The 13,891-nt window shown below is 69.8% G+C and carries 12 protein-coding genes, 1 pseudogene and 1 riboswitch; of the genes and pseudogenes, 9 read left to right on the top strand and 4 right to left on the bottom strand.

The annotated features are described in order from the left end of the window. Positions 1-85 precede the first annotated feature (85 nt). The 3 genes from Sfr03f_RS12045 to Sfr03f_RS12035 all read right to left on the bottom strand — a co-directional run bounded on the left by Sfr03f_RS12045 (position 86) and on the right by Sfr03f_RS12035 (position 2,142). Positions 86-451 (bottom strand): Rv2175c family DNA-binding protein, encoded by a 366-nt coding sequence (locus Sfr03f_RS12045; RefSeq protein ID WP_108953837.1) that lies wholly within the window; start codon positions 449-451, stop codon positions 86-88. 75 nt (positions 452-526) lie between these two features. Then, on the bottom strand, positions 527-1,759 hold the full coding sequence (locus tag Sfr03f_RS12040) for an NAD(P)/FAD-dependent oxidoreductase (RefSeq protein ID WP_281262833.1): 1,233 nt from the start codon (positions 1,757-1,759) through the stop codon (positions 527-529). Between the two features lie 8 nt (positions 1,760-1,767). After that, the gene (locus Sfr03f_RS12035; RefSeq protein WP_108953835.1) at positions 1,768-2,142 is read right to left on the bottom strand and encodes an avidin-fold protein; all 375 of its coding nucleotides are present in this window, start codon (positions 2,140-2,142) and stop codon (positions 1,768-1,770) included. A 49-nt stretch (positions 2,143-2,191) separates the two neighbouring features. After that, a riboswitch (TPP riboswitch) is annotated at positions 2,192-2,303 on the top strand. Between Sfr03f_RS12035 and thiO the strand changes: the two genes are divergently transcribed. From thiO to Sfr03f_RS30265, 9 genes and pseudogenes are all read left to right on the top strand, one after another. Further along, complete coding sequence (gene thiO, locus Sfr03f_RS12030; protein ID WP_245967527.1) at positions 2,300-3,631, top strand: glycine oxidase ThiO; 1,332 nt, start codon at positions 2,300-2,302, stop codon at positions 3,629-3,631. Its footprint overlaps the riboswitch before it by 4 nt. Before the next feature lie 8 nt (positions 3,632-3,639). Beyond that, positions 3,640-3,840: a sulfur carrier protein ThiS gene (thiS, locus tag Sfr03f_RS30780; RefSeq protein ID WP_108954079.1), complete on the top strand. Its 201-nt coding sequence runs from the start codon at positions 3,640-3,642 to the stop codon at positions 3,838-3,840. Position 3,841: 1 nt separating this feature from the next. Next, positions 3,842-4,654 carry a thiazole synthase gene (locus Sfr03f_RS12020; protein WP_174721570.1) on the top strand — a complete coding sequence of 271 codons (813 nt, stop codon included), beginning with the start codon at positions 3,842-3,844 and terminating at the stop codon, positions 4,652-4,654. Positions 4,655-4,749: 95 nt separating this feature from the next. Beyond that, positions 4,750-6,693: a Stk1 family PASTA domain-containing Ser/Thr kinase gene (gene pknB / locus Sfr03f_RS12015; protein ID WP_108953834.1), complete on the top strand. Its 1,944-nt coding sequence runs from the start codon at positions 4,750-4,752 to the stop codon at positions 6,691-6,693. Positions 6,694-7,160: 467 nt separating this feature from the next. Next, positions 7,161-7,418, top strand: a complete 258-nt coding sequence (locus tag Sfr03f_RS12005; protein ID WP_108953833.1) for a type II toxin-antitoxin system Phd/YefM family antitoxin — start codon at positions 7,161-7,163, stop codon at positions 7,416-7,418. Then, positions 7,415-7,843, top strand: a complete 429-nt coding sequence (locus tag Sfr03f_RS12000; RefSeq protein WP_159105632.1) for a PIN domain-containing protein — start codon at positions 7,415-7,417, stop codon at positions 7,841-7,843. The genes Sfr03f_RS12005 and Sfr03f_RS12000 overlap by 4 nt, the downstream gene beginning before the upstream one ends. A gap of 490 nt (positions 7,844-8,333) precedes the next feature. Next, positions 8,334-10,448 carry a TerD family protein gene (locus Sfr03f_RS11995; RefSeq protein ID WP_170145078.1) on the top strand — a complete coding sequence of 705 codons (2,115 nt, stop codon included), beginning with the start codon at positions 8,334-8,336 and terminating at the stop codon, positions 10,446-10,448. A 511-nt stretch (positions 10,449-10,959) separates the two neighbouring features. Continuing rightward, positions 10,960-11,570 (top strand): annotated as a pseudogene (locus Sfr03f_RS30605) (transposase family protein); the annotation flags it as partial. Positions 11,571-11,940: 370 nt separating this feature from the next. Next, positions 11,941-12,876, top strand: a complete 936-nt coding sequence (locus Sfr03f_RS30265) for a hypothetical protein (protein WP_159105631.1) — start codon at positions 11,941-11,943, stop codon at positions 12,874-12,876. Here Sfr03f_RS30265 and Sfr03f_RS11985 read toward each other — a convergent pair. Next, positions 12,868-13,887, bottom strand: coding sequence for a DNA methyltransferase (locus Sfr03f_RS11985; RefSeq protein ID WP_108953830.1), 1,020 nt, complete (start codon positions 13,885-13,887; stop codon positions 12,868-12,870). The two genes, Sfr03f_RS30265 and Sfr03f_RS11985, sit on opposite strands and share 9 nt — an antisense overlap. Between the last annotated feature and the right edge of the window lie 4 nt (positions 13,888-13,891).

Below are 13,891 nucleotides of genomic sequence, written 5' to 3'. Positions count from 1 at the left end.
GCGGCACCGGAACAGCCGCCCCTGTCAGGGAGCGGCACTGGAACGGCCGCCCCCGGTGGGGGCGGCCGTCGGTGGTGCGTAGGGGTCAGACGGCGAGCGCCTGGGCGCGGCGCTTCACCTCCGTGCCACGGTTCTCGCTGAGGGCCTGGGCGGGGGTGCCCGGCAGGGACTCGTCAGGGGTGAAGAGCCACTCCAGCATCTCCTCGTCGGTGAAGCCGTCGTCCCGCAGCAGGGTCAGCAGGCCGGTGAGGCCCTTGACCACCTTGTCCCCGTCGATGAAGGCGGCGGGGACGTGCAGCGCGCGGTTCTCACCACGGCGCACGGCGATCAGCTGGCCTTCCTTCACCAGCTGCCGCACGCGCGTCACCTCGACGTCCAGCTTCTCTGCGATGTCGGGGAGGGTGAGCCACTCGGGAACGAGAGCATCGATGTTCGCGTCAATCTCGGTCACAGGACCAAGCGTGCCATCCGGGACCGGGAGGGGGAAGTCGGGCCCCCTCCCCAATGGTCCGTCCGTGGTACCGCGTCAACGGCGGGCGGCGGCCTTCAGCGGCCGGTCCGGGTCGCGGACCAGGTCCGGGTCGACCAGGGCGCCGGACTCGATCAGCTTGCGGCCCTGGGTCAGGTCGCGGGGCCGGCCCACGGCCAGCAGCGCGACCAGCCGCCCCTCGCGCAGCCAGCACACGCTCCACGCCGGGTCCTCGGGCGCGCCGCGCCACAGCGTGGTGTCCGCCGCCGCGTGGTGGCCCGCGTACTGCACGAACCGCCCGAACTGCTCGGACCAGAAGTACGGCACCGGGTCGTACGGAGCGGCGGGCGTCTCGTCGAGGATGCCCTCGGCCACCGTGCGGGCGCCCTGCAGCGCGTTGTCCCAGTGGTGGATCAGCAGCCGCTCCCCGTAGCGGGCGGAGGGGAAGGAGGCGCAGTCGCCGACCGCGTAGACGTCCGGCGCGGAGGCCCGCAGCCGCGCGTCGGCGAGCACCTCGCCCTGCGGCCCCAGCTCCACCGCGTCCGCCAGCCAGGCGGTGGCGGGCCGTGCGCCGATGCCGACGACCACGGCGTCCGCCTCGAGCCGCCGGCCGTCGGCGAGCAGCACCGCACCGGGCTCGACCCGTTCGACCCGGGCGTCGGTGAGCAGGGTGGCGCCGCTCTCGGCGTACCACCGGGCCATCGGCCGGGCGATCTCCGCGGGCAGCGCGCCGGAGAGCGGGCGTCCGGTGGCCTCGACCACGGTCACCTCGCAGCCGGCCGCCCGGGCCGCGGTGGTGAACTCGGCGCCGATCCATCCGGCGCCGACCACGACCACGGAGTCGTTGCGCTCCAGCACCGGGCGCAGTCGCAGCGCGTCGTCGAGGTTGTGCAGGACGTGCACGCCCTCGGCGCCGGCGGTGCCGGGCAGCCGGACCGGGTGGGCGCCGGTGGCGGCGACCAGCACGTCGTAGCCCACGGGTCCCTGGTCGGTGTCGATCTCCTTGTCGGCGACGCGCACCCCGGTGACCTCGCAGCCCAGCCGCAGGTCGATGTCGAGGCCGGCGAAGTCGACGTCGAAGACGGCCGAGCCGTCGCCCTCGGCCCCGCCGAGCAGGACGCCCTTGGAGAGCGGGGGCCGGTCGTACGGCGGGTGCGGTTCCGCGCCGATGAGCGTCACAGGGCCGGTGAAGCCCTGTTCGCGCAGCGCCTCCGCCGTCCGGACACCGGCCATGCCGGCGCCGGCGACGACCACCCGTCGTCCGGCCCCGTCCCGCCTCTGATCGTTCACGCCCTCGCTCACTCCCTCACCATAGACATCGGACGGCCGGACTCCGGACGGATCTCCTCCACGACACTGGTGCCGCTGCCCGGCCTCGACTCCCACTCCCAGGTCTCCTCCAGCCGGATCCGCCCGTCGGGCAGTTCGGCGATCCGCGAGACGCAGTGGCCGGAGGCGGTGGCGCCGTCCACGGTCAGCTGGACGTACCGGAAGTCGACGCGGTCCTCCTCGCGGGTCCCGACCAGGTACCCGCGGGCGATGTCACCACCCTGATAGGTGGCCCACACCTGGCCCTCGCTCTCGTGGTAGCGGAAGCGGGTGGCGGAGCCGACCTGGCCGGGGTCCTGGTCGTGCACGGGGGCCATCAGCAGGCCGTCGAGGGAGCGGGGCACGGGTGACTCTCTTTCAGTGTCTGCGAAGCAGGGGCTAGGGTGGCGACGGTAAGGCACCCGCGGGAGCCCGGACGCACCGGGCTGAGAGGGAGGCTGGCGGCCTCCGACCGTACGAACCTGATCCGGGTCATTCCGGCGAAGGGAGGAGCTGGACGCCATGACGTCCGACGTACTGGTGGTGGGCGGCGGCATCATCGGCCTGGTGACCGCCTGGCGGGCCGCGGAGCGCGGCACGGCCGTCGCGGTGGTGGATCCGGATCCCGGCGGCGGGGCGGCCCGGGTGGCCGCCGGCATGCTGGCCGCGGTCACCGAACACCACCACGGCGAGCAGGACTTGCTGGCCCTCAACCTCGAATCGGCGCGCCGCTGGCCCGCGTTCGCCGCGGAGCTCGCCGAGGCGTCCGGGACGGACGTGGGCTACCGGCCCTCGGGCACCCTGGCGGTCGCCCTTGACGCCGACGACCGGGCGGAGCTGCGCGAGCTGCACGACCTGCACCGGCTCCACGGGCTGTCCTCCGAGTGGCTGTCCGGCCGGGAGTGCCGCCGGCTGGAGCCGATGCTCGCGCCGGGCGTGCGGGGCGGGCTGCGGGTGGACGGCGACCACCAGGCCGATCCGCGGCTGCTGGCCTCCGCGCTGCGGCTGGCCTGCGAGCGGGCCGGGGTGGTCTTCCACCGGCAGCGGGCGGTCCGCCTGCGGGTCACCGGCGGGCGGGCCGACGGCGTGGTCCTGGAGGACGGCACCCCCCTGTCCGCCGCTCGCGTGGTGCTGGCCGCCGGGAGCCTCAGCGGTGAGCTGGAGGGGGTGCCGGAGGAGGTCCGTCCCCCGGTGCGGCCGGTCAAGGGGCAGGTGCTGCGGCTGAGGGTCCCGCCGGTGTACGCGCCGTTCCTGTCGCGGACGGTGCGGGCGGTGGTGCGCGGCAGCGCGGTGTACCTGGTGCCGCGGGAGAACGGCGAGCTGGTGGTGGGGGCGACCAGCGAGGAGCTGGGCTTCGACACGACGGTCACCGCGGGCGGCGTGTACACGCTGCTGCGGGACGCCCGGGAGCTGCTGCCCGGCATCACCGAGCTGCCCATGACCGAGACCCTTGCGGGGCTGCGGCCGGGCTCCCCCGACAACGCGCCGCTGCTGGGTCCCACCGCGCTGGACGGCCTGCTGCTGGCCACCGGTCACTACCGCAACGGGGTGCTGCTCACCCCGGTCACCGGGGACCTGATGGCCGAGACGCTCGCCACCGGGGAGCTGCCGGAGCGGGCCCGCGCCTTCGCGGCGGATCGTTTCGCCGCCGCCGGGGGCCGGCCGGGCGCCTGGCAGCCCGCCCCTGACACCGGGGGCGGCACGGCGCACGCGGCGGCCGCGACGGGCGCGCAGCCCGCGGCACGCGTGGACGACGCGGCACGCAAGGACGACGCGGCACGCGTGGACGACGCGGCAGGCGAAAGGGCTGCGGCGGGCGAAAGGGCTGCGGCGGGCAAGGAGGTCGCCGCATGAGCGCGCCGATCACCGTCCGGGTCAACGGCGACCCCCGGCAGCTGGCCCCCGGGACCGCGCTGGACGCCGTCGTCGCGCTGCTGACCCCCTCCAGGTCCGGTGTGGCGGCCGCCGTCAACGAGACGGTGGTGCCCCGCGACCGGTGGGCCGGCACCCCGCTCGCCGACGGCGACCGGGTCGAGATCCTCACCGCCGTGCAGGGAGGCTGACGTGGAGGCGTGGACCCCGCAGGACGACGACCCGCTGCTGCTGGGCGACCTGAAGCTCACCTCCCGGCTCATCATGGGCACCGGCGGTGCGAGCGGTCTCGACGCGCTGGAGCGTGCCCTGGTGGCCTCCGGCACCGAGCTGACCACGGTGGCCATGCGCCGGGTGAACCCCGCGAGCCACGGCTCGGTGCTCTCGGTCCTGCAGCGGCTCGGCATCCGCGTGCTGCCCAACACGGCCGGTTGCTTCACCGCGGGCGAGGCGGTGCTGACCGCCCGGCTGGCCCGCGAGGCGCTCGGCACCTCCCTGGTGAAGCTGGAGGTCGTCGCCGACGAGCGCACCCTCCTCCCGGACCCGGTGGAGCTGCTGGAGGCCGCCGAGACTCTGGTCGACGACGGGTTCACGGTGCTGCCCTACACCAGCGACGACCCGGTGCTGGCCCGGCGGCTCGAGGACGTCGGGTGCGCGGCGGTGATGCCGCTGGGCTCGCCGATCGGCTCCGGCCTCGGCATCCGCAACCCGCACAACTTCGAGCTGATGGTGGAGGCGGCCGGCGTCCCGGTGATCCTCGACGCCGGCGCCGGTACCGCGTCCGACGTGACCTTCGCCATGGAGCTGGGCTGCGCCGGTGTGATGCTCGCCTCCGCGGTGACCAGGGCGCGGGATCCGGAGCGGATGGCGCGGGCGATGCGGCACGGGGTGGAGGCGGGCCGGCTGGCCCGCCTGGCCGGGCGCATCCCGCCCCGCCGTTTCGCCCACGCCTCCTCCCCCACGGAGGGCCTGGCCGAGCTCGATCCGGAGCGCCCGGCGTTCTGAGGGGCGCACGGTTCAGGTTCCGAGGGGGCGCGCGGCCGGGGTTCCGCTTCCGCCGGGCGGCTCCGGCCCCGCCGCACCCCTCGTAGACTCCCATCGTGGACACGACCCTTCAGGACCCGCTCCTCGGCCGCCTGCTCGACGGCCGCTACCGGGTCGACGCGCGGATCGCGGCCGGCGGCATGGCGACCGTCTACCGCGCGCTGGACACCCGCCTCGACCGCGTGCTCGCGCTCAAGGTGATGCACCCGACGCTGGCGCACGACGCCGCCTTCGTCGACCGCTTCATCCGCGAGGCGAAGTCGGTGGCCCGCCTGGCGCACCCCAACGTGGTGCAGGTCTTCGACCAGGGGACCGACGGGGGGTACGTGTACCTGGCGATGGAGTACGTCGCCGGCTGCACCCTGCGCGACGTGCTGCGGGAGCGGGGCGCGCTGCAGCCGCGGGCCGCGCTGGACATCCTGGAGCCGGTGCTGGCCGCCCTCGGGGCCGCCCACCGGGCCGGCTTCGTCCACCGCGACATGAAGCCGGAGAACGTCCTCATAGGGGACGACGGCCGGGTGAAGGTCGCCGACTTCGGCCTGGTCAGGGCGGTGGACACGGTCACCGACACCACCGGTTCGGTGATGGGCACCGTCTCCTACCTGGCCCCCGAGCAGATCGAGCAGGGCGTCGTGGACCCCCGGGTCGACGTCTACGCCTGCGGCATCGTGCTCTACGAGATGCTCACCGGGGACAAGCCGCACCGCGGCGACTCCCCCGCGCAGGTGCTGTTCCGGCACCTCAACGAGGACGTCCCGCCGCCGTCGGCCCTCGTGCCGGGGCTGGCCGGACCGCTGGACGAGCTGGTCGTCGCGGCTGCCGCGCGTGCCGCCGCGGACCGTCCGTCCACGGCTGCCGAGCTGCTGGCCCAGGTGCTGGCGGCCCGCGCCACGCTGACCGAGGCCCAGCTGGACGCCGTGCCGCCGCGGGCCCGCGCCGAGCAGCACGACCGTTCCGAGGACCGCACGTCGGTCCTCTCCCGCCCGCTGATGCCGCGGCCCCTGGCGGTGAACGAGGACGACGAGGCCACCGCCGTCGTCCACCGCACCACGCGGCTCGCCTCCGGGGGCCTGCCGTCCTCCGACGCGCGCGGTCGCGGGCGTGGGCGCAGCATGGGCCGCCGTGGACCGCTGGCCCTGCTCCTGGGCGTGCTCCTGCTCCTCGGCCTGGGCGGCGGCGTCTGGTACATCAACTCCGGCCAGTTCACCGAGGTCCCCCCGCTCCTCGCCAAGACCGAGGCCCAGGCCCGTGACCGGCTGTCGGAGACCGGCCTGGAGGTCGGCGACGTCTCCCGCCGCTTCAGCGACACCGTCGAGCGCGGCACGGTGATCTCCACCGACCCCGGTGTCGGGGAGCGGGTCCGCGGCGGGGGCGCGGTGTCCCTCGTCATCTCCTCCGGCCCCGAGGTGGTGAAGGTCCCCTCCGTGGAGGGCCGCCCCCTCGACCAGGCCCGCGAGGCACTGAAGGACCAGGGCCTCAAGCCGGGCATGGTCACCCGCGCGTTCAGCGAGGGCGTCCCGCGCGGCTCGGTGATCTCCACGGAGCCGGAGGCCGGCACGGAGCGCCGGGTCGGCACGGCCGTCGCCCTGGTCGTCAGCAAGGGCGCGCCGGTGGACGTCCCCGACGTCACGGGGGCGGAGCTCGACGAGGCCCGGACGGAACTCGAGGCCGCGGGCCTCAAGGTCCGCATCGACCCGGAGGAGATCCACTCCCCGCACGAGCGCGGCCAGGTCGCCCGCCAGTCCCCCGAGCCCGGGGGCCGCGCCGGCGAGGGCGACACGATCACCCTCACCCTCTCCAAGGGCCCCGAGATGATCGAGGTCCCCGACGTCACCGGGATGTCCGTCGACGAGGCCACGGCGAAGCTGAAGGACGCGGGCTTCGAGGTCGACGAGGACCGCGGCCTGCTGGGCCTCTTCGCCGACACGGTGAAGTCCCAGTCCCCCTCCGCCGGCGACAAGGCCCCCAAGGGGTCGACGGTCACCGTGAAGATCCGCTGACGGACGGCACGCCGGCGAAGCAGCACACCGCCCCACTTCCGGAGACTCCAGGCCGAGGCCGGTCTTGGCGACACCAGCCGTTGTGTCACGCATGCCGTGGAGCAGCAGCGGGGCCAGGGCCGGCTCGGGGAACTCGTCGACTGGCTCGAGTCGGAGTACGGCCCGGTCACCGAGGATGAACTGGCCGCCGCCGAGGCCGAACGCCGGGAGATCGAGCGCGCTCACGCGGAGCGGGCGTCACTTCCGCGTCCTCCCCGACGACCTCTAAGCCTTGCGGACGCTGCGCCGGCGGGACGCTCGTGACCGGCGGCAACCGCGCCGTCGCCGTCGCCGAGAGCTGGGAACGCCTCATCCGGCAGATCTGCCTTCGCCTGCACCCCGAGCCCGGCGACCTGCGTCCCCACCACTCTCCGTAGTGGCACAGGATTGGTCACCGTCTCCTCAAGCGGCGTACTACGCTGTACTACATGGAGACGACGGCCCGCGAATTCAACCAGAACGCCTCAAAGATCCTTGCTGCCGCAGAGCGGGGCGAGCGCATCACGGTGACCAAGAACGGGCGGCCCGTCGCCATACTGTCCCCGGTGTCCGGTACGGACGCCCCGGTTTCCCCGTATCCGACGGACCCTATGGGCGAGGACCCCGACGCTCCGGTGTTCCACAGCGAGTCGCCCGTTGACTGGTCAGCGGGGCGGGGCGACTACCTGGAAGGTTTCGGGGCGTGACCGTACTGATCGCCGACACGTCGGGACTGTTCGCGTACTACGACGGAACCGACGCGGAGCACCGACGCTGCCGCGAGGCGGTGTCCTCCGCGGCCCATCTCGTGGTGACGCCGCTGGTGCTGGCCGAGCTGGACTATTTGATGACCACAAGGATCGGGCCCCGCGCCGCGTGCGACGCGCTGGCCCACATCCGTGACCGCGTCGCCGTACGGCGATACGCCGTGCCCGAGATCGAACCGCATCTGTCCACCGCAGTAGTGACCATGCGCCGCTACCCGCAGATCGGCCTGACGGACACCATGAACGCCGTCATGGCCGCCGAGTACAGCACGGACGCCATTCTGACCCTGGACCGTCGCCATTTCCGCGCCCTCCGGCCGCTGTCGGGACACACCTCGTTCCGACTTTGGCCGGACGACCACTGAGCAACACTCGAACCCATGCGGTTCTTCAGTCACCAGGACGATGGGTCCCGGATCCGCACCATCACGGTGTGGCATTGAAGCGCCCGAGCGTCTACGCCGAGGCCAGTGATCTGAAGCTGATCGAGGAGGCCGCCGCCCGGGTCGGGAAGTCCTTCCGACCCTGTGCCGGTCGGCTCGGGACGTGATGACGACGTTGCCGTCGCCATGCCTCGCGAGCCGATGAGAGCCCGCCCTTCCACGCCGTCCGTGGGGCCTGCCATCCCGCCCCCACTGAACGCCGGAATCACACAGACTTCGCCGCCCTCTCACTCACGTACGCCGTACATCTGCAAGCTACTCAAGGGTAGGGCGGCGCCCGCCGGATCCGGGGTGATACGAATGCCGGACCCGATTCTTCAGCACGGCGTGGGGACGTCGTGTGTATCGACGGGTCGGCACGAATCAAGGGGAGAGACGCGCCGGCCAGTACGTGGGGGCACTCATGCACGAAATGATCAAGGGCGCCAACGTCGCGCTCTCCTCGCTCAGCGAGGACGCCGGTTCCGTCGTCGTCAGCCTCGGCTGGTGCAGCACGTCCGGAGACGGGGACGCCGACGTGTCGGTGCTGCTCCTGGACGAGAACGGCAAGGTCGGCGGGGACCAGGACTTCTTTTTCTACAACCATCCGGCCGCCCCGGACGGCAGCGTCCAACTGCTCGGCAAGACGCCCACGGGCGACGGCAGCGAGGACCGCATCAGCCTGGACCTCACGGCCGTCCCGGAGCGGGTGGAACGCGTCGTCATCGCCGCCAGCCGGTACGAGGGCGCCCGCTTCGGCGATCTGGACGACCTGCGGCTGACGATCGCCGACCGGGCCGGTGAGCCACTGCTCGGTTTCTCCATCCCCGACGCGAGCGTCGAGAGCGCGTTCCTCTTCGGCGAGCTCTACCGGCGGGCCGGCGAGTGGAAGTTCCGCGCCATCGGCCAGGGCTACGAGACGGGCCTCGGCGGCCTGGCCACCGACTTCGGCATCGACATCGACGACAGCCCGGAGGACGACCCCGAGGAGCCGGAGCAGCCCTCCGACGCGCCCGTGGACGTCACCGCCGCGCAGACGGTGACCGCAGCCGCCCCCGAAGCCGACGCCGCCCCGCTCCCCGCCCCTCGCACCGAAGAGCCGGCCGCCCCGGCCTCGGCCCCCACGACCACACCCGCCGCACTCACCACCCCCGCCGCGAAGCCCGCCGTGACGCGCCGCCCGCGGACGGCGAAGCGCAAGGTCACGATCCCCGAGACGATGCGCAAATCGCTCGCGGAGAACGAGAACTGGCAGCAGTCCCGACTGTTCCCCGCGTCCTCCGTGAAGAGCGACCGCGAGCGCGAGATGCGCGCGACGTCCGTGCTCCTCTCGGTGATGGCGCAGGTCCCGGAGTTCGGCCGCAGGCTCACCGCCGCCTTCGGCGCCCCGGCCGGCCGGATGGAGACCTTCACCGAGGTCACGCTGCCGCACGGCGAGACCCCCAAGCGCCCCGACGGCGTCATCCGCGTCGAACGCGCGGGCCGGATCTGGACCGCTCTGGTGGAGACCAAGACGAACGGCAACCCGCTCAAGCCCGAGCAGGTCCAGGCCTACGCGGACATCGCCGCCCGCCGCGGCTACGAGGCCGTGATCACCCTGTCCAACGACGTCGCCCTGGACGGCCGCCCGGTCGTCGAGGTGAAGATCGACCGGCGCAGGAAGAACAAGGTCGCCCTCTGGCACCTCTCGTGGACGGAGGTCGCGCACCAGGCGCAGATGCTCATCCGCCACGAAGGCGTCGTCAACGCCGCCCACGCATGGCTCCTCCAGGAACTTCTCCACTACCTCCGGCACGAGAATTCCGGCTGCCACGGCTTCCAGAACATGGGTCCGGCATGGGTGCCCGTACGCAAGGGCATCGACGACGAGACGCTCGTGCCTGGCGACGGCCGCGCCGTCGCCGTCGTCGAGAGCTGGGAACGCCTCATCCGGCAGATCTGCCTCCGCCTGGGTGGCGAGCTCGGGCAGAAGGTGCTGCCGGTGCAGCGCGCCAAGCGCGGCGTCGACCCGGACAGCCGGCGCGCCGCCCTCGCCGACGACCTCTGCGCTAAGGGCCGGCTCCACGCGGAACTCCGCATCGATGGAACGCCGGGCGTCCTGACCGTCACCGCCGACCTGCGCACCGCGAAGCTGCGCACGTCGATGGACCTGCCGGCGGACGAGCAGGGCTACCCCCTCTCCCGCGCCAAACGCCTGGTCAAGCAGCTCGCAGAAGCCCCCGCCGACCTGCACATCGAAACCCTCCTCGACGGTGACACCCCCGGCCCGCGCGGCACGCTCGAACGCCTGCGCCCCGAACCCGGCGACCTGCTGCCGGGCAACGGCGCGCGCATCACCGGGTTCCGCCTGTCGCTCCTGAAGAGCATGGGCAGCGGCCGGGGCAGTGCCGAGTCCGGCTTCATCCGCAGCGTCGACGAGGCCGTCGACCGCTTCCACCAGCACGTCATCACCCACCTCGACCCCCGCCCCGCCGCGCGGCGACGTCGGGCCCCGGAGGGCGCACCCGCCTGTTTCCGGCCGCCAGGGCAAACCTCGGCCTCGGACTAGTCTGCATCCAGCGGAGGAAGGCCGGGACTCGGGGCGCGGGCAGCGGCCTCAGGGCGGGTATCGGTCACCACGACACGAATGCGTCGGGAGTTGCAGGAGAGACACCACGAAGCCCCGCCGCCAACAAAGAGGCCGAGGCGAGAACTTGCCCCTGTAGGGGTAGGCGCGATGAGCCTGCAAGACTGCCGATCCGCACCACCGCAGCGCGCTTGCGCCGCAAGACGCCTCCGCGAGTCAAGACACCTGAAGAGCATCGGGGGTCTTCTTGCAGACTCAACTTAACTGATCGTTCCCGTCACATCTGGGGCAGGACCGGAGCGCAGGGCGGATGCCGCCGTCGGCGTGATGAACGCGATCACGTGTGGACGCGTGATCGCGAACGGGGCTCTCACGCCCGACAGTTCAGCCGCCCCCTCCAGCAGCCTCGCCGGATCGGGGCGGTCTCCCGCTCCGACAATGCCCGTGCTACGGACAGCAAGGCAGCGGATACTCCACGGTGCAGGCAGTCTAGGCCGACGCCGACCTGGCCGGGCGACTTGCTTGGGCATGATCGGCGTTGACTCGACCTCAGGCAGGGCCCACCAGCATGCGTCCAGCGCCCGCAAGGCCAAGTCGCGGGTTCCGAAAAAAGGACAACGCCCCGGCACCACCGCCCCGACGAGGGAGTCGGACGGTCCTGGGGTGGACTGACGTGCAATCCACCTCGCCGGTGAGGCCGGCTGCCGCCCTTTGGTAACCCTGCTCACGCTGGGCCAGTGGCGATGCCGCACCTAAGATTCGCAATTCTAGCCCAAATCTGCGTTCCGCGCCTACTGAGCGAACAGCACCGGACCCGGCCACGTCAGCGGCGGCAAAGCCTACAGCTCGCGACCTGATCGCCGCTACCTGCGAAGATGTCAGATCCGGCACACCATCCTGGAACCGAAGACCAACGGGCCAACCGTCGACGCGGGGGCAGCGCGGGCGGCAGGCTCACCGACTTTAACCGCGACCACTACCGACGCCGCGACAAAGGTCGAGCGGACCGTCAACCGGCTGAAGAACTCCCTCGCCGTCGCCACTCGCTACGACAGGCGAACCCACGCATTCCACGGCCCCGTCACCGCCGCCGCGATCTGTTGATGACTCAGACCATGACCCGCCGGACAGTCCCTATTCGCAGGGGTCGGCGAGGGACGGGAAACTGTTTGACGTCTGGGTGGGCATCGAGGAACTGGAAAGGGCTCACTGGACTCAAGCTCAACCACCCGGGGCCTTCGATACTGCATGTGCTTTTCCGGCTTTGCATTTTGCACAGTCTGGGCCACCCTCTTGCCGCCCCGGGTGGCGTCCGGGGCAGCCCCGCGGCGTTTGCAGTCCCGTCTGACGAGCGACTGACTGACCGCCTCCGCTGCTACTTACCTCACCAGTCCTCACCACGACAGCGGATGACGGGTAACAAAAAAGGAAACTGGGTGCCCAATCAACGTTCCATGTGGCTATAGTGCCGAACATGACGGACCGTGAGCGACACCTGAAGCAGCTAGAACTAGCACGTCACCTCCTTGGTGATCTGGCGGGTGAAGATATAGATGCAATTGACATCAAGAGCGTCGGAGTAAGCGAGGCACCATTTCTAGCAAAAATCGTCAGCAAGCTGTCCCCCATGGTTGGGAACTTGATGGAGCAACGCATCGTACATTTCCTCGACGCACATGCCAACACTGGATTTTCCTGGATGCGCCAAGATCCCGGATTTCCGGATGCACTCCTCTTGGATGACGGGCGTGTTACTGGCACCGGGATCGAAATCAAGGCTTGGTATGTTCTCAGTACCGAAATTACTGGCCGATTCAAAGAGTCGCAAAATCTTCTAGCAGGAAAAAACATCGACGTGGTGATTGTGGCCTGGTGCATGAGTCACATGATTTTCGGGAAGCCGAAAATTCTTGGAGTCCTAGGAGTTCCCGGAGCGGACATCGCCGCAAGTCGCGACTTCCATTACCATAACCCTCCTGAATATTTGATCATTGAACCGCAAGACACTTCACGTCGTTCAAACAACTTGCAGCAGAGCAACGTCAACGGCTACCGACTGCAAGACAGCGACTGCGATGTGCGAGAGCTCAGGGCTATACAGGAGCACTACCGGCTGCATCCCTTCACCGGGAGCCCGCCTTCACGGGAAGCGCAGGAGGAAGCCGCGCAACTGAAAAATAAACTCATTTACAGAATGGATACTAATTTCGCCAAGATTGACCGCATCGACAATCCTCACATTGAGGAATTTAAATCGGCAATGCTTACCGAAGAATACCTGGGGCTTACCATTTCGCAATGGAAGTCGATATTCCGCGACCTTAATGGAACGGCTGTTGGGCCACGCACTCGAGCCGAGAGAGTTATACGTGACCTTTATGATGGCATGTTGTCACGAGGGCTAGAATAGACTCCGCTGCTGGGCGGTCAAGCGCTCTGTAGCCAACTTATAAAATCCTAGATCAACCTCGGCCGCGAACGACCGACGGCCGAGGTTGACTGCGGCAACACTGCCCGAACAAAGCCCTCCGAAGGGCTCCCATACCACATCAGTTTCGAGAGTGCTTGCTTTGACCGCACGCTCCATAAGGGCGAGGGGCTTCTGGTTAAGATGGCTGGCACTCATCGTGGTGGGCTTATACGTACGGGGGGCTGACCGCACCATGCTTCCCCGGAACCGCTCTTCGCCGCGGAGAGAAGGATGATCCCACACATTCGTGACGCCATGCTGATGGTTCCAAACGCTTCTAGTGGCTTCCCATTGCTCTGCCGTCACGGGCTTTTCACCGTCGAAGCTGAAATATGGGGCGCCGTCAGGATCTCCATACTCGTTCGCGTATTCAACGAGCTTCATCATGATATCGACAGGCGGCCAGTACCAGAGCCATCCTTGATCGAAATACTTGCGCGTGGCGGCATTCTTCACACCACAGGCCTCATTTGCCCGTCTGGCAGGCATCCCAGTACGCTTCCACTCAGACAGCAGCCACTGCTTCATGTGTACTAGATGTTTTGATCCAGCGGAGACGGGAAGTCGGGGGACACGTGTATAGAAGACACAAACTTCAGTGACGACCGGAAATCTCCGAATCGTCCTGCTGTTCACGTTACCGGCTACCTGGCCAATTCCTTTATTCCAAGTATTGCAAAACTCATACTGCCACCCGTTAGCAATTAGTACCGGGTGGACGTTCGCCCAGCCTACCTCTGTGTTCCAAAACCAGAGCGTCGTCGCCAGTGTTGCGTGACGGCTCCAAGCTTCAATGTGCTCGCGGTACCACTCACCGAGGTCATCGGGGGTCCGGGGGTCTCCAGGAAAGCCTCCGACACCGTAGGCGCCGTCGCTAATGATCGTTTGCGGGGCTTCCCAAGTGTGGTACGCGTCCAGCGCGTTGCCGTGGTAGATGCTCCAGTTCGTCACAGAT

This window comes from Streptomyces fragilis (genome assembly GCF_003112515.1).
Taxonomy (GTDB): Bacteria; Actinomycetota; Actinomycetes; order Streptomycetales; family Streptomycetaceae; genus Streptomyces; species Streptomyces fragilis.
The sequence above is the reverse complement of the archived record's forward strand: the minus strand, read 5'-3'. Positions and strand labels throughout refer to the sequence as shown.